The organism is Belliella pelovolcani, assembly GCF_900156785.1.
In the GTDB taxonomy this organism is placed as follows: domain Bacteria; phylum Bacteroidota; class Bacteroidia; order Cytophagales; family Cyclobacteriaceae; genus Belliella; species Belliella pelovolcani.
On the sequence record NZ_FTOP01000001.1, the window covers coordinates 268363 to 288349 of the forward strand.

The 19987-nt window shown below is 38.0% G+C and carries 22 protein-coding genes; 11 read left to right on the forward strand and 11 right to left on the reverse strand.

Going from position 1 to position 19987, the window contains the following annotated elements; all coding sequences use genetic code 11:
- Positions 1-40: 40 nt before the first annotated feature.
- From carB to BW935_RS01255, 3 genes are all read right to left on the reverse strand, one after another.
- On the reverse strand, positions 41-2860 hold the full coding sequence (gene carB / locus BW935_RS01245; protein ID WP_076497751.1) for a carbamoyl-phosphate synthase large subunit: 2820 nt from the start codon (positions 2858-2860) through the stop codon (positions 41-43).
- Between the two features lie 119 nt (positions 2861-2979).
- Positions 2980-3465: a peptide deformylase gene (locus BW935_RS01250; protein WP_076497753.1), complete on the reverse strand. Its 486-nt coding sequence runs from the start codon at positions 3463-3465 to the stop codon at positions 2980-2982.
- 52 nt (positions 3466-3517) lie between these two features.
- Complete coding sequence (locus BW935_RS01255) at positions 3518-4309, reverse strand: carboxypeptidase-like regulatory domain-containing protein (RefSeq protein ID WP_175606618.1); 792 nt, start codon at positions 4307-4309, stop codon at positions 3518-3520.
- 229 nt (positions 4310-4538) lie between these two features.
- Here BW935_RS01255 and BW935_RS01260 point away from each other — a divergent pair, with 229 nt between their 5' ends.
- The 6 genes from BW935_RS01260 (at position 4539) to BW935_RS01285 (ending at position 8355) form a co-directional block, all read left to right on the forward strand.
- The gene (locus BW935_RS01260) at positions 4539-5075 is read left to right on the forward strand and encodes an RNA polymerase sigma factor (RefSeq protein ID WP_076497757.1); all 537 of its coding nucleotides are present in this window, start codon (positions 4539-4541) and stop codon (positions 5073-5075) included.
- Positions 5072-5800 (forward strand): hypothetical protein, encoded by a 729-nt coding sequence (locus BW935_RS01265; RefSeq protein WP_076497759.1) that lies wholly within the window; start codon positions 5072-5074, stop codon positions 5798-5800. Before BW935_RS01260 ends, BW935_RS01265 begins: the two co-directional genes overlap by 4 nt.
- A 60-nt stretch (positions 5801-5860) precedes the next feature.
- Entirely contained in the window at positions 5861-6613 is a 753-nt protein-coding gene (locus tag BW935_RS01270; protein WP_076497761.1) for a hypothetical protein, read from the forward strand.
- A gap of 208 nt (positions 6614-6821) precedes the next feature.
- Positions 6822-7313, forward strand: coding sequence for an RNA polymerase sigma factor (locus BW935_RS01275; protein WP_076497763.1), 492 nt, complete (start codon positions 6822-6824; stop codon positions 7311-7313).
- On the forward strand, positions 7297-7629 hold the full coding sequence (locus BW935_RS01280) for a hypothetical protein (RefSeq protein WP_076497765.1): 333 nt from the start codon (positions 7297-7299) through the stop codon (positions 7627-7629). The genes BW935_RS01275 and BW935_RS01280 overlap by 17 nt, the downstream gene beginning before the upstream one ends.
- A gap of 12 nt (positions 7630-7641) precedes the next feature.
- Complete coding sequence (locus tag BW935_RS01285) at positions 7642-8355, forward strand: Spy/CpxP family protein refolding chaperone (protein WP_139325473.1); 714 nt, start codon at positions 7642-7644, stop codon at positions 8353-8355.
- Between the two features lie 305 nt (positions 8356-8660).
- Here BW935_RS01285 and BW935_RS01290 read toward each other — a convergent pair whose 3' ends face one another.
- The 6 genes from BW935_RS01290 to BW935_RS01315 all read right to left on the reverse strand — a co-directional run bounded on the left by BW935_RS01290 (position 8661) and on the right by BW935_RS01315 (position 13567).
- Positions 8661-9020, reverse strand: coding sequence for a hypothetical protein (locus tag BW935_RS01290; RefSeq protein WP_139325474.1), 360 nt, complete (start codon positions 9018-9020; stop codon positions 8661-8663).
- An 88-nt stretch (positions 9021-9108) separates the two neighbouring features.
- On the reverse strand, positions 9109-9807 hold the full coding sequence (locus BW935_RS01295) for a hypothetical protein (protein WP_076497769.1): 699 nt from the start codon (positions 9805-9807) through the stop codon (positions 9109-9111).
- Between the two features lie 212 nt (positions 9808-10019).
- Entirely contained in the window at positions 10020-11903 is a 1884-nt protein-coding gene (htpG, locus tag BW935_RS01300) for a molecular chaperone HtpG (protein ID WP_076497771.1), read from the reverse strand.
- A 332-nt stretch (positions 11904-12235) separates the two neighbouring features.
- Positions 12236-12571: a hypothetical protein gene (locus BW935_RS01305; protein WP_076497773.1), complete on the reverse strand. Its 336-nt coding sequence runs from the start codon at positions 12569-12571 to the stop codon at positions 12236-12238.
- On the reverse strand, positions 12571-12759 hold the full coding sequence (locus tag BW935_RS18145; protein ID WP_139325475.1) for a hypothetical protein: 189 nt from the start codon (positions 12757-12759) through the stop codon (positions 12571-12573). Before BW935_RS18145 ends, BW935_RS01305 begins: the two co-directional genes overlap by 1 nt.
- Positions 12760-13207: 448 nt before the next feature.
- Entirely contained in the window at positions 13208-13567 is a 360-nt protein-coding gene (locus BW935_RS01315) for a DUF2200 domain-containing protein (RefSeq protein WP_076497778.1), read from the reverse strand.
- A gap of 315 nt (positions 13568-13882) precedes the next feature.
- Here BW935_RS01315 and BW935_RS01320 point away from each other — a divergent pair, with 315 nt between their 5' ends.
- From BW935_RS01320 to ccsA (BW935_RS01340), 5 genes are all read left to right on the forward strand, one after another.
- Positions 13883-14548 carry a heme exporter protein CcmB gene (locus BW935_RS01320; protein ID WP_076497780.1) on the forward strand — a complete coding sequence of 222 codons (666 nt, stop codon included), beginning with the start codon at positions 13883-13885 and terminating at the stop codon, positions 14546-14548.
- A gap of 250 nt (positions 14549-14798) precedes the next feature.
- Positions 14799-15479 carry a cytochrome c biogenesis protein CcsA gene (gene ccsA / locus BW935_RS01325; RefSeq protein WP_076497782.1) on the forward strand — a complete coding sequence of 227 codons (681 nt, stop codon included), beginning with the start codon at positions 14799-14801 and terminating at the stop codon, positions 15477-15479.
- A gap of 73 nt (positions 15480-15552) precedes the next feature.
- Complete coding sequence (locus BW935_RS01330; protein ID WP_076497784.1) at positions 15553-15798, forward strand: CcmD family protein; 246 nt, start codon at positions 15553-15555, stop codon at positions 15796-15798.
- A 54-nt stretch (positions 15799-15852) separates the two neighbouring features.
- On the forward strand, positions 15853-16269 hold the full coding sequence (locus BW935_RS01335; protein WP_076497786.1) for a cytochrome c maturation protein CcmE domain-containing protein: 417 nt from the start codon (positions 15853-15855) through the stop codon (positions 16267-16269).
- A gap of 19 nt (positions 16270-16288) precedes the next feature.
- Positions 16289-18817: a cytochrome c biogenesis protein CcsA gene (gene ccsA / locus BW935_RS01340; RefSeq protein ID WP_076497788.1), complete on the forward strand. Its 2529-nt coding sequence runs from the start codon at positions 16289-16291 to the stop codon at positions 18815-18817.
- Positions 18818-19053: 236 nt separating this feature from the next.
- On the opposite strand, the gene BW935_RS01345 is transcribed toward ccsA (BW935_RS01340), so the two are convergent.
- On the reverse strand, positions 19054-19521 hold the full coding sequence (locus BW935_RS01345; RefSeq protein ID WP_076497790.1) for a Clp protease ClpB: 468 nt from the start codon (positions 19519-19521) through the stop codon (positions 19054-19056).
- 73 nt (positions 19522-19594) lie between these two features.
- Positions 19595-19972: a hypothetical protein gene (locus tag BW935_RS01350; protein ID WP_076497792.1), complete on the reverse strand. Its 378-nt coding sequence runs from the start codon at positions 19970-19972 to the stop codon at positions 19595-19597.
- Positions 19973-19987 lie beyond the last annotated feature (15 nt).

The window sequence follows — 19987 nt, forward strand, 5'->3', positions numbered from 1 at the left end:
AGCCGGCAATTGCGTCACCGACTACCTTAAATCCAAACTTTTATCTACTCAAGTAAAGGTTTCTCTCTGAATAAATCTTTAAGAAATAATCATCCATCAAATCTTCAATAAAATAGATGGCCTCTCCTGTGGATTTCATTTCAGGACCCAATTCCTTATTTACATTCGGGAACTTGTGGAAAGAGAATACTGGAACCTTGATAGCATAACCATTTTTTGTCGGATTGAATTCAAAGTCAGTGACCTTTTTCTCACCCAACATCACTTTAGTGGCATAATTCACATAAGGCTCCTGATAAGCTTTACAAATGAATGGTACGGTTCTAGAAGCTCTAGGGTTAGCTTCAATGATGTACACCTTGTCGTTTTTGATCGCAAACTGAATATTAATCAGACCTTTGGTTTTCAAAGCCAGTGCGATCTTTTTGGTATAAGTCTCAATCTGCCTGATCACCAAATCTCCCAAATTGTATGGAGGAAGTACTGCATAAGAATCTCCCGAATGAATCCCAGCTGGTTCTATGTGCTGCATAATACCGATGATATAGACATTTTCTCCATCGCAGATTGCATCCGCCTCCGCTTCGATTGCTCCCTCTAGGAAGTGATCAAGCAAAATTTCATTATTTGGAATATCGCGAAGCACATTTACTACATGCTCTTCCAGTTCTTTCTCGTTGATGACAATCTTCATACCTTGACCACCCAGCACATAAGAAGGTCTCACCAAAAGAGGGAAGCCTATTCTCTTACATAGCTCAAGCGCTTCATCTGTGTTATGGATTGTACCAAACTCAGGATAAGGCACATCGTTTTCTTGGAGTAAAGTAGAAAACCTACCTCTGTCCTCTGCCAAATCTAAAGCTTCAAAACTTGTCCCAATGATCTTGATTCCGTACTTATCTAATTTTTCAGCAAGCTTCAGCGCCGTCTGACCACCTAGCTGAACGATGACACCTTCTGGCTTTTCTTGAAGGATGATTTCATAGATATGCTCCCAAAACACCGGCTCGAAGTATAATTTATCAGAAATATCAAAATCTGTGGAGACCGTCTCAGGGTTACAATTAATCATGATGGTTTCATAGCCACATTCCTTAGCAGCAAGTACCCCATGCACACAAGAGTAGTCAAACTCTATCCCTTGTCCTACTCTGTTTGGTCCCGAACCTAGGACTACCACCTTCTTTTTGTTGGTAGCAATTGATTCATTTTCTTCACCAAATGTTGAGTAATAGTAAGGTGTCTGCGCTTCAAATTCAGCTGCACAAGTATCTACAAGCTTATAAACTCGCTTGATACCCATCTCTTGGTATCTTTTATCAAAAACCTCACTTTCCAAGCATCCTAACAAATGCGCGAGCTGCCGATCTGCATATCCTTTTCTTTTGGCCAACTCCATCAAGTCTCTTGGAATGGAGTTCAGATCATGCTTTTCAATTTCTTTCTCAAGCTGAATCAATTCCTCAATCTGCTTCAAAAACCACTTGTCGATTTTAGTAAGGTCTTGAATAGTTCTAAAGGAAATTCCTAACTTGAATGCGTCATATACATGGAAAAGTCTATTCCAGCTGGGGTTAGCCAGGCTATAGAGAATCTCCTCTTGATTTTTTAGCTCCTTACCATCAGCTCCTAAGCCATTACGCTTGATTTCTAGGGATTGACAGGCTTTTTGCAATGCCTCTTGGAAATTTCTACCGATCCCCATCACCTCACCTACAGCTTTCATAGAAAGTCCCAGTCTTCTGTCTGAGCCTTTAAATTTATCAAAATTCCATCTTGGGATTTTGACAATTACATAGTCAATGGTTGGTTCAAAAAATGCTGAAGTGGTACCAGTAATAGAATTAGAGAGCTCATCCAAATTATACCCTATCGCTAACTTGGCAGCTACTTTGGCAATTGGGTACCCTGTTGCTTTGGAAGCAAGAGCCGAAGACCTAGATACCCTTGGATTTATTTCAATTCCTACAATATCCTTATTATCTGGGCTGACTGCAAACTGCACATTACATCCCCCAGCGAAATTCCCTATGCTATTCATCATTGTGATCGCATAGTTTCTCATTCTTTGATAAACTGTATCTGGAAGGGTCATCGCTGGAGCTACCGTGATAGAATCTCCTGTATGTACACCCATTGGGTCAAAATTTTCGATGGAACAGATTACAATCATGTTCCCAATATTATCACGCATGACTTCCAGCTCGTATTCTTTCCAACCAAGAATACTCTGCTCTATCAAAACTTCATGTACAGGAGAAGCTTCAAGTCCTGCCATCAAAAGCTTCTCGAAATCTTCTGCCTTCTCCACAAATGCACCACCTGCTCCACCAAGCGTATAAGATGCTCTGATGATCAATGGGAAGCCGATTTCCTGGGCTATTTCTTTACCTTGTAAAAATGAGGTTGCTGTATCTCCTTTACAAACACCCACACCAATTTTTTCCATCAAGGCTTTGAATTTTTCCCTGTTTTCAGCGGTCTCAATGGCATCGATATCTACACCGATCATTCTGACACCAAACTTCTTCCAAATACCAGCTACATCACAGTCAATTGCCAAATTGAGCGCAGTTTGACCTCCCATAGTAGGAAGTACACAGTCAATTGTTGGATGTTCTTTGAGGATTTGAACGATAGATTTTTTCTCGAGGGGGAGCAAATACACATTATCTGCTGTCACTGGATCCGTCATGATAGTGGCCGGATTGGAATTGATCAAAGTGACTGTGATTCCTTCTTCCCTAAGCGATCTGGCTGCTTGAGAACCTGAATAGTCAAATTCACAAGCTTGTCCGATGACGATGGGACCTGAACCGATGATGAGAACGTGTTTAATGCTGCTGTCCTTAGGCATTACAAGTGAGGGTTTAAGAGGATTAAATACTTATGGCTAAATTGGTGCAAATTTAGACAAATTATTTAAAGTAGCCCGATGATATCAGAAATGCTTGGGAATAAACAGTAATAAAATAATCAACCTTTCCAACGAAAACTCTTATCATCTATAGCGCGCATGGTACAAAGCACACCATCCAAGTGATCATATTCGTGTTGAACCAATTCAGAAATGGCACCATTGACATCCCAGGATTGCTTTTCCCAGTTTTCATCTAAGTATTCCAAAGTAAGCGATTGATGTCTTTTGACTTTAACTAATAGATTTGGGAAACTCATGCAATCATCCCATAATTCAAACATTTCTTTACTCTGATTTTTTAAAAATGGATTGATGATGATATAAGGCCTATCGAGATTCAAGTAAAACAAACGCTTCATGATACCAAGCTGAGGTGCCGCGATTCCCCTACCAAAACCATACACCTTACGAATATCCTCCATAGCTTCATGCATATCCTTTACCCAATCCTTAACAAGATGAAGCTCCTCCTTCAGTACTGGTTCACAAACTTGATACAATCTTGGATCTCCAAGCTTCACAATATCATCTATTGTCTTCATGCTTTGATTTTTGTTGAAGAACTAACTAACATTTATCTTTAATTTAATCTAATTATCTAAAATCCATTATTTCCACATCTACTTTTATACTGGGCCTACCCATGACGGAATTCCATTCTCCCAAACTACTTTCTCTGGACAAATATTTCCCTAAAGGAAACTTGACTGGTAAAGTTACTATCCCTCGTACATTTTCACCATGAAAATCTACAAACTCTATTGTAACCCAAGATTTTTCGCTCAAAATTATGTTCTCACTTTTAAGTGATACAGAATGAACACCATTACCTTTTTCTGTCACTTCATAAATTTTTTCCGAAACCTTTTCGCCCGGTTTATCCTTAAGAATTGCATCTTCTTTATAAATATTAACCCTGTAAGTTATATGTCCAATTTGATTACTTTGTATTGCAAAACTAACCTCATTCACTCTCATTTCTTTACCATCGGGATCAATCTCAATTCCCAACTCTCTTCCTAAATTTGCCCTTGCATCTGATTTCATTGGATTAAAAGCAAATGCAAATCGAGATTTTAAAGGCAAAATACCGAATGACTTCTGACCTTCAATATAATCCTCATTTACAGTGAATTCATTCAAGTCTATCATGTTTTGTTTGATGGAGATTATAATAGGTTCTGAATCCGAAAATCCGAAAGCAGCAATAGGCGCTTTTATTTTTTCATAACCAATCCTTGAAATTTCGATTGTATCTGAATTTGTAGATTCTGATAATTCAATTGAAAAATAGCCTTGATGATCTGAGACAGTCCCAATAAATTTATTTTTGATTCCAATATTGGTATAAGGAATTGGCATTTGTGTGTCTCTATCGATGATCAATCCCGAAAGCTTCAAACTTTGTTGAGAGCTGGCATTGTTTGAAATGGAAACAATGAGAAATATTAAAAGTGTCAGCGAATTTGATACTAAGTTCATATTTCGCCAATATCGTGATTTTTAGAGACTCACAAAGAATGGCAGTTTTTAAAATTGATAAATATAAAAAATATTAGCTTTTTTTAACTTTCATTCCAACCTTTTTTAAACAAGATGACTCTTTAATTTGAATATGGGAAAAATATACCTCACTGAAAAAGACTTGATCAATGCTTGTATATCGCAAGATAGCCAAGCACAATTCGAGCTTTTTGAAAGGTATAAGGTAGCGATGTTCAATTTGGTGTATCGAATAAGCAACGATTATGATGAAGCCAATGATCTACTTCAAGAAGGTTTTATAGAAATCTTCAGACATATCAAAAACTTCCGTCAAGATTCCACTTTGGGCGCTTGGATCAAAACCATCATGGTGAGAAAGGCCTTGAAAGGCATCAGGACACAACAAATTTATGAAGATTTAAATGAAGCAATAGTATCCGATGAACTCCTACTCGATCAGTGGATTGATGCTGAAATGCTCGATCAGGCTATTCGAAGTTTGCCTGAATCTAGCAGAGCGATTTTTGTACTCTATGAAATAGAAGGCTACAGTCATGAAGAAATCTCAAAGCTCTTGAATATCCACAAGGGGACTTCAAAATCTCAACTGCATTACGCCAAGAAATTATTGCAAAAGAAACTCTCTAAAGACTATCTATCAAAATGAAAAATCCTGAAAACAGTAGGTGGAACAAGCGCTTACCAGAGCATCTTCCAGATGAAAGTCTTTGGGGCAAAATTTCATCAGAAAAATCGTTGGAGTCACAAATCAAAAATCTAAAAGGAAACCTACCTGTAAAACATCCAAAAGAAAATCTTTGGATGGGCATTGAAAAAGGCTTGAAGAAAAGAAAAATCATTGCCCTTTGGAGTAGGATCGCTTCGACAGCAGCTATATTTCTGATTGGAATTTGGGGAATTATCTTACTTGATTTTTCGCCCTCTGAACCAGAAACACGCTATTTACAAACCAATATTTCGCAGGAATTAGAAATAGATATTTCAAATATCGAGCTCGTCTTCATCTCGGCAAATGAGGATAAGTCGGTAAAGGATATAATACCAGAATTAGAAAATTTATCTACTCAGGTGATTAAGACTGATTCACCTGTTGATATGAAAATCCAAATTGACATCCCAGTAGAAGAAATATTCATAGCTGAGGTGATTAGTAATAAAGACTCCATTCATGAAATTTCAATAATTCCTTACGAAAGCAAAAAAACCATTGCAGTCAAGTGGGATAAACCAGATCGAAGAATCAAAATTGATGGGTTCAATGTGGAACTTTCTGAAAAGGAATTAGAAGCAATAAACGACTTAAACAATAGAAAGAAAGGCAGACTCAGACTTCAAATCAATGAACTGACAGCCCGACTTTATGAACAATAAAATCAGCTGAATACCTAAAATCCTGTGCACAGGGATTATTCAACCAAAACACACAAACCAATGAAAAAACTGATCATTCTCATCTTCTTATGTAGCTTCAGCTACCTTGCACAGGCACAGTTGAAAGATAATACGCCGAGGTATATTTCTTCTTTTAAAAATTTTGCAAAGAATAATCCAGAATTCTTTACAGATACCCTGGTATTCATCATGCCTAATAAAAGTAAGGTAGAGGCCATATTCAATAATAAGGACTATCAAAAGGAGCAAATAGAAGAAAAAATATTCAATACTTTAAAATCAGCGAAAAACATCAAAGAAAATGAAGTCAGAACATATTATCTGCATTCTGATTGGGTAGAAAACACAATTATGGCAGCTTTGAGAGATATCTATATCCAATATGTCCCTTACAAGCCTGATTTTACACTTGGTATTCCTTTCGGGCTCGATTTCATAGGTGGAAAGTTTACTCCTGAGATGGGGTTTAGGGCTGTAGTTAATTTAAAAAAAGTAGGCTTAGGAGCCTCAATTACAAATTCGGTTTTCTTCTCTGACAAACCAGATGGCGGAGTCAATGTGTTCCATAATCCATTTATAAATGCTGAAATTGTACTTAGCCCCAGTAAAGCTCCATGGGACACCATTCAAATTGGTTATCTGTTGAATGATTCAGGGCCTGTTTTCCAAGGCACTACACTTAGAGCTTCCTACAGGTACAATATAAAGGGTAATTTCCAGCTAAACGCAGGCTTTATTTTCACTGATGATGTCAAAACGATAATCCCAACAATTGGAGTTAGGTTGTTTTAAAAAAATCTACCTACTCTAATTTACCAAGTGAACTTTGATCATCTTTCTCTTTTTTTATCGGTGTATATTTCGTTAAAGATATAGAGATTCAACCCTTTTAGGGTTTTTCCTTCCCCCCTTTACTTAGTTCATTGTACTTCGTACTTCGTACCCCCTCATCCTTTCTCTTTGTCATATATTATGTATTTTTAGACACTAAGTAATGTAAATGAAGCAAGAACTACTCAATCAAATCTTCAAAGAACTTCATCGCGAGGCTTATCTCTGGTCTCGGCAATGTTGTAGTTTTGATGATGAGCTTGCCAAAGATGTGCTCCAACAGGTTTATCTGAAGATTTGGGAGGAAAAGGCGAAATACAATTCCGAATCAAAAATCAAAACTTGGTTGTTTTCTGTCATCAGGTTTACAGCATTAGAATGGTTGCGAAAAAATCAGCAAGTGGTACCACTACACGCTGATTTTGATTTGGTAGAAGAAGAAAGAATCCCTGAGACAGCCTCGCATGAAGATCTGATTCAATTACTCCCAGAACGGCAAAAAGAGGTAGTACTGTTGGTCTTTTACCATCAAATGACACTGGAAAAAGCCGCAGAAGTAATGGAAGTCAGCATAGGAACAGCACGAACTCATTATGATAGGGGAAAGAAAAAATTGAAAGAACTCATCCTAATAAAACAGACTTATGAAGCTACAAAATGATATCAATGACAAGGAGCTCGACATCTTTTTTGCGGAGCTCAGAAGTCAAGACAATCACATACCTATACCAGCATTCAATCTACCTAAGAAAAACGCTACCAAGATTTGGAAACTCTTACCAATAGGTATAGCCGCTTCCCTATTGTTGGGATTTTGGATATGGAATCATGGAGAAATTGAAACGCCATTATATCAGGACTTGATCATCATTTCTTTGGTAGAAGATGAAAACCAAGAACAGAGATTTGTAATAGAACAGACTTCTTCCATGGATGTATGGGAATCGCCTACAGCATCCTTATTAGATACTTACTAAACCAATTATACGATGATGAAAAAATTATTCACAGTTTATTTATTGCTCTTTGCCTGCATGGTACAGGGACAGGATTTGTTCCAAGGAAGTTTGTTCTCTGCTGATTTGGTGATGAAAAACAGGGATAAGATCTCTCTTTCTGATCAACAAGCAGATAAGATCAAGGCTATTCATAGCAAGAATGCAGGGGAATTCAGTACCCTCAAATGGGATTTGGATGCAGAGCATGAAAAGCTCAAAAAAATACTCCAAGAACCAAAGATCAATACAGATGCTGCAATCAAGCAAATGGACAAGGTCCTAAATCTTGAAAACCAATTGAAGAAGAAGCAATTCAGCAATTTGTTGGCGATACGAGCGGAGCTAAGTGAGGACCAAGCAAAAACTTTAGCAAATTATTCCAAAACAGTAAGTCCTTTTGTAGTTACCACGAGAGGAAATGCCAATAATTCTACCGTAGTAGCTGGGTCAAGTGATACCAAAAGCACATCTATCAAATTGACAGGGAAAAGTACCCTGTCAGGAGATAAACAACCGCTATATATTCTCAAACAAAATGGCAAGGATGTCATTTTAAAGGGCTTTGAGGATATCAAGCCAGATGATATCGATAGCATTACTGTTCTAAAAGATGCAGCCGCAGTCAATACCTATGGCGTAAAGGGCGAAAATGGTGTAATTATTATCACCTTGAAAAAGGATAATAACCCTGATTTAGAGAATTAAGAATTAAAAAAGCCCTTCAAGCTAATGTAATGCTTGAAGGGCTTTTTTAAGTAGGTTTTATTTTAAGATTTGACTAATATCTTGTCTTCCTACAATGGTCATTATTAAAACATTTGATGCCAATTTACATCACTATCGAACCAATGTAAATTAAAATTTTCAACCAAATTCAAATTTTCAAATCTCAACCAGCAGCTGTAGATGACACATCTGGATAATCTTTGGGATATTGTTTTCTTCTAAAATCATCTAAAAATAAAGTGAGTCTCTCAGTTTAACCTTTTTGATAGTATCATTTGATACTATCAATCCTCTTTCAGTGTCATAACTTCCAAAAAATAATAATCCATCAAATCCTCACTGCTTTGTGATTTGGCTTTGATCAAGAGTTTCCCAGTGAGCGGAATCGTAAAATTGCTGACATTCGGATTGATTGCTGACAAGTTTACTTCGTCTGTTTTCTCCAAGTTTTCATCAAACATTTCCAAATAGACATCAAAGTCCTGCAGTTTTTCGCTTTTCATCGGACCTTTTACAGTTCTATAAAAACAGCCACAAGATTCCCATTGTTGCAATTCCCCAAAAGCAACTTCTCCCTCTCTTTCATTGCTTAGCTCCCATGCTTGTCTGATTGTAGCACCTAGTGGAAATACAGGTTTGATCATTTTCCGATTGGGATAATTAGCAGTTTGGGATTCATACACAAATGATTTTTGGGTATTCAAATCCAAAACCTCAATCTTAGCATCATAATCAATATGAGATGATAAGTCTATTGTTATCAAAAAGAATAAAAGGAAGATGATCTAAGCTGAAGCCTTGATATTGGATTTTTTGACTTTTTATAAGCGCCTTATCATAAAAAGTAGGCAATGCTTCTAGTCTTCCATTCGCTACATCATAGGAAAATAAACCTATCGAGTCATCTAGGGTATCAGTAGCAAACAGATATAGCCTATCACTAGAGTTATCAATGCCATTAAAAGCCAAACCAATTTGGAAGCTATTTGGTCCTTTGAAGTATGGGGAGTCATATTCTTTGATGATGTCCAATTCATTATGGCTTACTTTCTTCAATAATGCCAGCTTATTGTCATAGAAATTAACTTTTTGTGAATTCCAAATGCCAATATGATTTTTGGAAATAGTCAAGAAAAAAGGTGTCCCATTTACACTTTCGCCAAACTCTTCAAAGGCTCCAATTTCATCATACCTGAAGTCGTCTTTCACCAGTTTAAGACTAGCTAACCCTAATGTAAATGAATTATAAAAAACGATGGAATCACTTTTTTGAAATACTTGATAAGGAGGAAAGGGATATCCTGGCACCAATGAGAGTTGATCCAGAACAATCGACTTCTTTTCAGAAAGCTTGTAAGAAAAGTGCGGGTCTTCCTTTTGAGGAGCGGAGCAGGAAAAGAGGGTTAAGATGAAAAGAATATTTTTGACCATGAATCGAATTTTACAAAGAAAAGCTCAATTCATCAAACTTGCTGAAAATTAAACTATCATATTGAGCGTATTTATTGAATAAACTAGAAAAAACCCCGATAATCTCCTATAGATATTCCCGGGGTTTTCAAAACTCAAATTTTCTCTGCGTCTCGGCGTGAACAAAATTTCCGCGCCCTCTGCACCTTAGCTTTACTTCGCGAGAGCCAGACTTATATCATCCCAACAGAACGCTTCACAAATTCCGTCAAGTCCTTTCCTGTTAGCAAGCCTTGGGCAAGGAGTGCCAAGTCGAAAGATTGCTTGGCAAGCTTGGTTTGTTCTTCTTCGCTTTCGGCTTTGAGGATTTTGTCGATGACGCTATGATTTCCGTTGATCGCTACTTTGTAGCTATCAGGGAGTGAACCGTAGAAGCCCATTCCGCCGCCTGTTGCAGCCATGTCTTTCATTCTGCGCATAAACTCATCCATCGTCACAGTCACCGGAAGTTCCTCAGGATTTAAGCCCTCCACTTCTACACTGTAAGATTTGTTGTCGATCGCTTTTTCGAAGATTTCCTTCACTTTGGTAGATTGCTCTTCTGAAAGCAAGTTCGCATAAGCATCGTCCTTTTGAATCAACTTTTCTATCACATCAGCATCTACACGCTTCAGTTGTGTTTTCTCTTCCTTGCCTTCCAAATGTTGGATAAAGTGGCTATCGATTGGTGAATCCATCACCAAGACATCATAATCTTTCTTATTGGCAGACTGTATGAAAGCATCTTGCTTATTGACATCCGTAGCATATAGATAGATCGTCTGCTCGTTTTTGTCCGTTTGGATAGCTTGTACTTTTTCTTTGTACTCAGGAAGTGTGTAGAATTCCCCTTTGGTGTTTTTCAACAAGACGAAATCCTTTCCTTTTTCGGCAAATTTCTCCTCAGAGATCATTCCGTACTTTACAAATAGACCGATATCGTTCCATTTCTCTTCATAGACTTTTCTGTCCTTCTTGTAAAGCTCCGCCAACTTATCAGCAACTTTCTTGGTGATGTAGTTGTTGATTTTCTTTACGTTGCCATCAGCCTGCAAGAAGCTTCTAGAAACGTTCAATGGAATATCTGGAGAATCGATCACCCCATGTAGTAGCATCAAGAATTCAGGGACAATGTCCTTCACTTCGTCCGTGATAAATACCTGTCTGCTGTAAAGCTTGATCTTGTTTTTCTGGAAATCGAAGTCATTTTTCACTTTTGGGAAATACAAGACTCCGGTCAAGTTGAATGGATAATCCACATTCAGGTGAATCCAGAAAAGCGGATCTTCACTCATTGGATAAAGCTCCTTGTAGAAAGCAAGGTAATCTTCATCTTTCAGATCATTTGGCGACTTGGTCCAGATCGGTGAAGTAGTATTGATGATGTTGTCAACTTCTACCGACTTCCACTTTTTCTTGCCTTCTTCATCCACACCATCTTCCACACTTTCGGTCTTTGTTCCGAACTTGATCGTAACAGGAAGGAATTTGCAGTATTTGTCCAAGATTCCCTGAAGCTTCCATTTGTCTAGAAATTCTTCAGACTCTTCGTTGATGTGAAGGATGATATCTGTTCCTCTCTTAGTTCTACTACCTTCGGAAATCTCAAAGGATGTACTGCCATCACAGGTCCATTTGGCAGGCGCAGCACCTTCTCGATAAGAAAGGGAATTGATCTCCACCGTATGGGCTACCATAAATGCTGAGTAGAAACCCAAACCAAACTTTCCGATGATTTCATTGGCATCTTTGGCGTCTTTGAATTTCTCCACAAACTCCGTAGCACCAGAGAAAGCAATCTGATTGATGTACTTTTTGATTTCTTCGGCCGTCATTCCAAGACCTCTATCAGAAATAGTGATGGTCTTTTTGTCTTTGTCAAAAGACACTTCGACGGTGGTATCACCTAGTTCTCCAGTGTATTGACCTAGTGTGGCCAATCTTTTGATTTTTTGGGTGGCATCTACCGCATTGGAAACCAATTCGCGGAGGAAAATCTCATTGTCTGAGTATAAGAACTTTTTGATGATCGGGAAAATATTCTCAGTATGAATCGAGATGGTTCCTTTTTCCTGCATAGCTATATAGATTTTTAATTATTGATAAACATTTTTGACAATACAGCCTTATCAATGCCTGTTCCAAAGGGTAAAAAATGTCATTTTGGCAGTTTTATAGAAAAGATACTCTTGGATATTTACTTCGTGATACTGATTGATATTTGGGGAGTTTAGTTGAATGATGGAGGAAATACGATTGAATTATACTTTGTGAAATATAATAGAAATATGCCTCTTCCTATCGATAGTCAGGTATGGCGAAAAAATATTGAAGTATGGAATAAAAGATACTGGTAGATATTTACTTTGTGATGTTAGTTGATACTAGGGATTTATTGTTGAAATACCTATTATACAAGTCCTTTAACTTTTAAGATGCCTAGTGTAACTCCTACTGTGAACATTAGGAAGATTAATAGAAAAGTTAAGCAACCTCCTTTTTCCGCTTCTATGATGGGTTTGTCATTTTTGTAGAAGTCATAGATAACTCCATTGATTCCCAAGGAAAACTTGAATTGATAGTGATTTAATTCCTCTTCTTCTTTTAAAGAAAAATGATGATCAGCACCGAAAATGGAGTACTTTGATGAAACAATTTGATCATCTACTTTTATGGTTTCTTTTCCTAAAAGAGAGTTGAAAATTTCTATTTTCTTATTGTCGAGATAGATTGTTGTGTATTTCATTAAATTAAAGAATCTTCGTTTTCTTCTTTTTTAGGTAAAAATCCAGCGATAATTAATGGCGTAACAATACAGATGATGCCTATGATTGATTTGATTTCAAAGTCATGCAGAAAGTTCATAATGAACACGTAAACCCCACAACTAAGAAAGGTGAGTTTCAGCGCAGGTTTGTCAAAAGCCCAAGCCATTGTTAGATGGAGGATACCTATCAAACAAAACATGATCGTCCACAAGATATCAATGAACTTTTTATTAAAATCTATAAAGTGTCTTGAAAAAAGAACTATCAAAACCAAGAATAAGGTTGCCCTATAAATTTGTATAATGTGTTTTTTAAAGAAATCCATAAATATACTTTTCGTGGATCAACTAAATAAAGACTTCAATATAAAAGATTCAAACTAAATTCAAAAGAATTTCTTTGCTCAAATATTTCAAAGTTTTTCTGCCATATTTCTATTTATTTCCATGTTTATCAAGATCTTGAAAAATATCCCAATATCCAGTTATATCCAATAATATCCCCAATATATTTCTACCCTATTTCTAATTATTTCTACCATATTTCATTGAATATCAAATTCTTGATAAATATCTCAATATCTATGAATATCAAAAAATATCTCCACCATTTCATCACCTCAATATCTTCTCCATTTTCTTTCCTTTAGCCAATTCATCGACCAATTTATCCAGATATCTAACTTGCTTGGTGAGTGGGTTATCAATCTCTTGGATCTTGTAGCCGCAGATGGTTCCTGTGATCAATTCAGCATTGGGATGAAGCTTTGCTTGCGCAAAAAACTGCTCAAAAGTAACCTTTTCATCGATCAAGGTCTGAATCTTCTTATCATCAAATCCTGTCAGCCAGGTGATCACTTCATGCAGTTCTTCTTTGGTTCTGTCTTTCTTTTCCACTTTGGCAACATAATGTGGATAGACTGAAGCAAAGGTCATTTTTGCCATTCTTTCATTGTGCTCTGAGGTAGGGATCATAATCTACATTACTTTTTCATGGAGTATAAATTTAGGATTCTTTGAAATAAAGTGGAAATATAACCTCCAAAAATGCAGGGAGGTTCGTGAAATATGGTTGAAACATGTTCTGGTTTAGGGAGAAAAGAAGTTCTAAGTTCTTTATTCACGAAATGGACGCAAAGGCATAAGCCAAGAATCCGCTGCGCTCGTTGCGCATTTCGTAGCGCTCGTCGCGTGAACTAACAAGCTCAAATCTTATTTCAATCTTATTTCTACCTTGTTTCTATAAATTTCTATTTTTCAAACCTTAACTTTGAACTTCAATTGATCCACATGCTTCGACAGATTCGGACTTTAATGCTAAAAGAATTCACCCTTGAATGGCGTCAGAAATATGCCCTGAATGGGATTTTGCTGTATGTGGTCTCAGCTGTATTTATCACTTACCTAAGCGTAGGTGCCAAGCAAGGTAATATAGGAGCACCCACTTGGAATGCATTGTATTGGATTATTATTCTTTTTTCGGCAGTGAATGCAGTGGCCAAAAGCTTTGTACAAGAGCATCAGGGTCGGCAGTTGTATTATTATATGATTGCTTCTCCAGAGGCGATTATCGTTTCTAAGATCATTTATAATTCAATATTGACACTGGTTTTGGCACTTTTGGGCTATTTGGTCTTCAGCGTCATTTTGGGGAATCCTGTTCAGGATCAAGGCCTATTTGTATTGAACTTGGTGCTTGGTGCTTTAGGTTTTTCAGGTTGTCTGACCATGGTATCAGGTATCGCTTCCAAAGCCAGCAACAATGCTACTCTCATGGCGATATTGAGTTTTCCTGTGATCATCCCCATACTCTTGATGGCAATCCGAGTTTCCAAAAATGCAATAGATGGATTGGACTGGAGCGTCAGCGTAGACAAAATCATCACCTTATTGGCTATCAACGCCATCATTTCTGCCACAGCTTATATTTTGTTTCCGTATTTGTGGAGGAGTTGATATCGTAAAACTATCTTTTCATCCACATTCCTTTGGCACTGCTCAAATAAGTAACAAAAAGCACAGGAATCAGGAACTTATGCCTTATTTTTGCCCCTGAATTGTGAAATTCTTACCTCATATGGCTCAGTAAATCACATCATAAAACAGAAAGTGATCCTGCTGAGGATGGACTTCAAATCAAACTGCCTACTTACACAAGCATGATTGAGTCTAAGGTAATTACCATCAAAATACAAACGAAATAAAGATGAAATCAAGCTGGTGGAAAATTCTCACTATCGCATTGCTGGCTTATACCCTCATCGCAGGTCTCCTGCTAGACGTCCCTAGACTTCCTATCCTCAATGAGACGATCCGAGCTTTGTATTTCCATGTCACCATGTGGTTTGGAATGATCATCATGTTGGTCGTGGCAGTGATCTACAGCATCAAGTATCTTAAGAGCAATGACCTCCGCCATGATGATGTCGCCATTGAATTTACCAATTCGGCCATTCTTTTTGGGGTATTGGGAATCGTGACGGGGATGCTATGGGCGAGATATACGTGGGGGGATTACTGGTCAGGTGATCCCAAGCAAAATGCCTCTGCCATTGGCCTATTGATGTATTTTGCTTATTTGATTTTGAGAAACTCACTTACAGATGTACATCAGAGAGCCAGAATTGGCGCAGTATACAACATCTTTGCCTTTGCAGCATTTATCCCCTTGATATTTGTACTGCCAAGGCTTACCGACAGCTTGCACCCTGGCAATGGAGGGAACCCTGGATTCAATGCTTACGATTTGGATAGTAACTTAAGAAAGGTGTTTTATCCTGCAATCATTGCTTGGACCCTGCTTGGGACTTGGCTCAGTGTAGTCAGGGTAAGATTGAAACGTGTGGAAAGAAAAATTGAAGACAAGTTAATCAATCAGGTCTCTTAAATAGCATTACAAATAATATCATGGTGCATCAAGTCTCACAGCGATAGGTGCGCTATCATCAACTGAAAATATTATGAAAAAGTGGTTTGTTATTTTATTTCTCCTTGTGAGTTTACGTGGTATCGCACAGGATAAAATTGCCATTACAGATGAAGATTATCAAAATACGAAAGTAGAGATGGCCGACTTGATGCGGTCTGAAGGCAAAATTTATGTCTTGGTAGGTATTATCGGGATTGTTTTTGCCGGAATCTTGGTTTATGTAATCAGTACAGATCGCAAAGCTGCTCGATTGGAGCAATTGATCAAAGAAAAATAGTATCCAATAACTTCAAATTTGCGTAAGCAATTGCTAGTGATAAATAAATAGAAAATGAAAAAAGGACATATTCTAGGCTTGGGGATCATCGCCATCGCGATCGTCATCATCGTTTCCATGTTGGGAGATGCGAGTACGTATGAAAGCTTTGCTACAGCAAAAGCGATGAAGGAAAGAGGAGAAGATAAAGCTATTCACGTAGTAGGTCAGTTGAAAAAGACAGATTCAGGCCAAGTGGTGGGCATAGAAGTCAATGAGGATAAGACCTCTTTTTACTTTATGATGGTAGATAATGATGGTACAGAGCAGCGAGTTTTTTACAACGAGCCTGTCCCAGCCGATTTTCATAGATCAGAGCAGGTTGTTGTGATTGGTGGCTACAAAAGTGATGAGCTATTTATGGCAGATAAGATCCTGATGAAATGTCCATCCAAGTATCAGGAGAACGAGGTGAATACTGCCGGAATGTAAACCCGAATTCAATTAAGTTATGATCAATACCTTTGTGGGTAATCTAGGCCATTTCGCCACTATTCTTGCTTTTGTGAGTGCAGTGCTGACGGCCTTTTCCTATTATAAATATCATCAAGCCAATGAGCTTGAGAAGTCCAATTGGAGGAATTTCAGCAGAGTACTTTTCTATATTCATGCTGTCGCCTCGGTAGTCATTGCGGCGACTCTTTTTGAGATCATCTACAATCACCGATTTGAATATTTCTACGCCTATTCTCATTCCTCCATGGCACTTCCTGTGCATTACATGGTGTCGAGTTTTTGGGAAGGACAAGAAGGTGCATTTATCTTGTGGATAGTTTGGAATGTTGTACTCGGTCTAGTCATCATACATACCAATAAAACATGGGAAGCACCCGTGATGGTAGTATTCGCATTGGTTCAGGCATTCTTGGTTTCTATGATTCTGGGAGTGGTGATTGGAGATTTGAAGATAGGTAGTTCACCATTTATTCTCCTGAGGGACGCCGTATCGGCTCCTATTTTCCAGATCAATCCTGACTTTGTACCAGAAGACGGTACAGGGTTGAATCCGCTACTACAGAATATTTGGATGGTGATTCATCCGCCTACTTTATTCTTGGGCTATGCCAGTACCTTGGTGCCTTTTGCTTTTTTGATGGCGGGTCTTGCTTCCAAGAGGTATTCAGAGTGGATTCGTCCAGCATTACCATGGGCAATATTTTCTGCCATGGTATTGGGTATGGGCATTATCATGGGCGCTTACTGGGCTTATGTGACTTTGAACTTTGGGGGCTACTGGAACTGGGATCCTGTTGAGAATGCAGTCTATGTCCCTTGGCTGATCTTAGTGGCAGGTATACATACCATGATCACGTACAAGAAGAGTGCAACTGCACTCAAGACTTCTATAGTCTTGATCATTGCTTCATTTATTCTGGTGCTATATGCCACCTTCCTGGTGAGAAGTGGGGTATTGGGAGATTCTTCTGTGCATTCATTTACTGATTTGGGGCTGTCAGGACAATTGTTGATATATATGCTTTTCTTCTTGTTCGCTGCTATTTTCTTATCCGCTAGGGCATGGAAGCATATCCCTAGTTCTGAAAGAGAAGCTTCAGTGTATTCTAGGGAGTTTTGGATTTTTATAGGAGCGACGACTTTGGGTCTGATGGCATTTCAAGTGATCCTGCCTACCTCTATTCCTGTGTGGAATGCAATTGTTGAAAGTTTTGGTGGAATTTCTAATATGGCTCCTCCGGCTGATCAAGTTGGTTTTTATACCAAATTTCAGCTTTGGTTTGCTGTAGCATTGGCGTTATTGACAGCGGTAGGGCAGTTTTTCTGGTGGAATAAGATGGATTCTAAGACGCTGAAAGACACCTTGACTGTTCCCTATGTAGTTTCTGTTTTGATTTCTGCTGCAATTATTGTTATGGGCAAAGTCTATGATATCAGTTATATCGTCGTGGTTCTTGCTGGGACATTTACCATTGTTGCAAATGCTACTATTTTGACCAAATTGATTAGAAAATCCACTTTCAAACTTGCAGGAGGATCTTTGGCACATATTGGTCTTGGGATGATTTTGATCGGGGTGATGTTCTCATCAGGATATTCAGAGGTGATTTCTTATAACCTTTCTGGCTTGACTTATAGCAATAGCTTCGAAGACGAGATCAACAAAGAACACGTTTTACTTTGGATCAACAAGCCTACGCAGATCAAAGATTATACTGCCATCTACAGAGGAAGACAGAAAAAAGTAGTGGGTGTGCCAGGGCTCGTTGAAGCCAAATTGCTCAAATCCACTGGAGAGGTCAACCAAGCAATTGCCCTTGCAGATATCGTTGTCAATGGCAAAACATATCATAGAGAAGGAGAATTTGTCAATATTGTTTTGGAGGAGAATGACTACTTCAAAATAGACTACTACCAAGAAGATGATTTCAAATTTTCCCTGAGCCCGATGGCCCAGTACAATACTTCTATGGGGCTGATTTCTTCTCCTGATTCTAGAAGATTTCTAAACAAGGATTTGTACACCTTTGTCTCAGTCATCAACGATTTTGATGACCCTGAGTGGCGGGAAGACGAGCTTTTCGAAGTGGCACCTGGAGATACTTTCTATCTCGCTGATATGGTGACCAAGTTTGAAAGCGCTGATGTGGTCAAGGAGCTGGACGGAATGCAATTGTTTGATGGAGACGTAGCTGTCAAAGCAAAATTGACAGTACAGGATTATGATGTAGAGAAGATACTAGAGCCAATATTCATCATAAGGAACAATCAAGTAGGGCGTGTTCCTGTGATAGAAAATGAATTGGGGCTCAAGGTAGAGTTGACCAATATCCTGCCTGAGGAGAATAAATTCGTATTTACCGTCAACAGAAATCAGAAAGATTATGTAGTGCTCAAAGCGATGGTCAAGCCACAGATCAATATCCTTTGGGCTGGTACCATCATCATGTTGATCGGATTCTGTGTAGCGATTTACAGAAGGTACGATGAATTTTCAAAAATGAGGGATAAAGGATTAGAATAAAAAAATGGTATTGGAACCCTCTTATGGTTTCAATACCAGTTATGATTATACATTACTTTATCAGTAAAATAAAATACAAAAATAATGTTTGCATTTGTTCAATGTCAACAAGTATCTAAACATCAAATCATATCTAAATAAATCAATGACCAGCTATAAATCATCCTACTGGTATCATTCCATACACACATTATACCAAATATTAAAGAGCCTAAAGTCGAGAGTTAATCGAGACTTTAGGCTTTTTTGATGACTTTTTTCCAATACATGTACCCTAAGCCAACTGTGGATAGAAAGAAAATAAAAGAAGTCCACTCATAGGTTCTTTTACTGCTTTTTCTTTCAACGATATTTTGCTCCTTTTCCTGTAATGCTCGTTTTAGTGTAGCAATTTCACGCTCCTGTTTTCTTGAGATGAATTTGTAATCATTTTTTTCGTAGGTGATTTCTGTCTTTTCAATCTCGCTGAGCATCTTAAGCTCCTCCATGATCTGATTGTCTTTATTGATGATGCGTTCCATCCAGTTGTTGGTTTCGATCATGTCCTTTTTTGTTCTATTGCCAAAGATGCCCGATTTCTTACTTTCGGAATTTTGCCATTGCTGATGAAGGGCTTGTCTTTCCTCCATGAGTTTTTCTAATTTGGCTTGTGAAAAAGCGAGAATGGGTGCAAAAAAGAAAAGAAGGAATAAAGTCTTTTTCATAAATAGAAGATTTTATTCCTTCAAAAAACAAATAATGTGCCGAGTATCTTAATCGACTCAATAGCCTAAAAGATTAACGCATCTTCATATTCTTACCTGCTCTTCTCTTAAATGCTCCTTGTTTCCTTTTGTTGTTTGTATAAAAGTTGTACAAAAAGTTTACTGCAAATACAGTGATGGTCAATGGAATGAAAAATCCTGCCGCCATAGTCTTGATACCCAATAGAATCAAAAGCGAGGCGATGATGCCCATCTTGAATGAAGTATGACTCTCTGGATAAATTTTACCCACCAAATAAAGGCTTAGAGATTCTATAAAAGCAACTAAAATGATAAGGTAGAAAAGCATCTGAGCCATAGTAGTGTCGGCAGACCATACCACCCATGCAAGTCCAGCTGCAACCAATATTAAGCTGAGGGATTGAATTGATGTGTTTAATCTTTCTTTCATAGGTTTTAATTTCGG

Excerpts from the sequence above, each read along its gene's own strand:
- BW935_RS01315 (WP_076497778.1), bottom strand. The coding sequence starts at position 13,567 with ATGATCCCTACCTCAGAGCACAATGAAAGAATGGCAAAAATGACCTTT.
- BW935_RS01270 (WP_076497761.1), top strand. The coding sequence starts at position 5,861 with ATGAAAAAACTGATCATTCTCATCTTCTTATGTAGCTTCAGCTACCTT.
- BW935_RS01275 (WP_076497763.1), top strand. The coding sequence starts at position 6,822 with ATGAAGCAAGAACTACTCAATCAAATCTTCAAAGAACTTCATCGCGAG.
- BW935_RS01305 (WP_076497773.1), bottom strand. The coding sequence starts at position 12,571 with ATGAAATACACAACAATCTATCTCGACAATAAGAAAATAGAAATTTTC.
- BW935_RS01250 (WP_076497753.1), bottom strand. The coding sequence starts at position 3,465 with ATGAAGACAATAGATGATATTGTGAAGCTTGGAGATCCAAGATTGTAT.
- BW935_RS01285 (WP_139325473.1), top strand. The coding sequence starts at position 7,642 with ATGATGAAAAAATTATTCACAGTTTATTTATTGCTCTTTGCCTGCATG.
- BW935_RS01350 (WP_076497792.1), bottom strand. The coding sequence starts at position 19,972 with ATGAAAGAAAGATTAAACACATCAATTCAATCCCTCAGCTTAATATTG.
- BW935_RS01345 (WP_076497790.1), bottom strand. The coding sequence starts at position 19,521 with ATGAAAAAGACTTTATTCCTTCTTTTCTTTTTTGCACCCATTCTCGCT.
- htpG (WP_076497771.1), bottom strand. The coding sequence starts at position 11,903 with ATGCAGGAAAAAGGAACCATCTCGATTCATACTGAGAATATTTTCCCG.
- BW935_RS01295 (WP_076497769.1), bottom strand. The coding sequence starts at position 9,807 with ATGGTCAAAAATATTCTTTTCATCTTAACCCTCTTTTCCTGCTCCGCT.
- BW935_RS01330 (WP_076497784.1), top strand. The coding sequence starts at position 15,553 with ATGAAAAAGTGGTTTGTTATTTTATTTCTCCTTGTGAGTTTACGTGGT.
- BW935_RS01335 (WP_076497786.1), top strand. The coding sequence starts at position 15,853 with ATGAAAAAAGGACATATTCTAGGCTTGGGGATCATCGCCATCGCGATC.
- BW935_RS01290 (WP_139325474.1), bottom strand. The coding sequence starts at position 9,020 with ATGATCAAACCTGTATTTCCACTAGGTGCTACAATCAGACAAGCATGG.
- ccsA (WP_076497782.1), top strand. The coding sequence starts at position 14,799 with ATGAAATCAAGCTGGTGGAAAATTCTCACTATCGCATTGCTGGCTTAT.
- BW935_RS01320 (WP_076497780.1), top strand. The coding sequence starts at position 13,883 with ATGCTTCGACAGATTCGGACTTTAATGCTAAAAGAATTCACCCTTGAA.
- BW935_RS18145 (WP_139325475.1), bottom strand. The coding sequence starts at position 12,759 with ATGGCTTGGGCTTTTGACAAACCTGCGCTGAAACTCACCTTTCTTAGT.
- carB (WP_076497751.1), bottom strand. The coding sequence starts at position 2,860 with ATGCCTAAGGACAGCAGCATTAAACACGTTCTCATCATCGGTTCAGGT.
- BW935_RS01265 (WP_076497759.1), top strand. The coding sequence starts at position 5,072 with ATGAAAAATCCTGAAAACAGTAGGTGGAACAAGCGCTTACCAGAGCAT.
- BW935_RS01280 (WP_076497765.1), top strand. The coding sequence starts at position 7,297 with ATGAAGCTACAAAATGATATCAATGACAAGGAGCTCGACATCTTTTTT.
- ccsA (WP_076497788.1), top strand. The coding sequence starts at position 16,289 with ATGATCAATACCTTTGTGGGTAATCTAGGCCATTTCGCCACTATTCTT.
- BW935_RS01260 (WP_076497757.1), top strand. The coding sequence starts at position 4,539 with ATGGGAAAAATATACCTCACTGAAAAAGACTTGATCAATGCTTGTATA.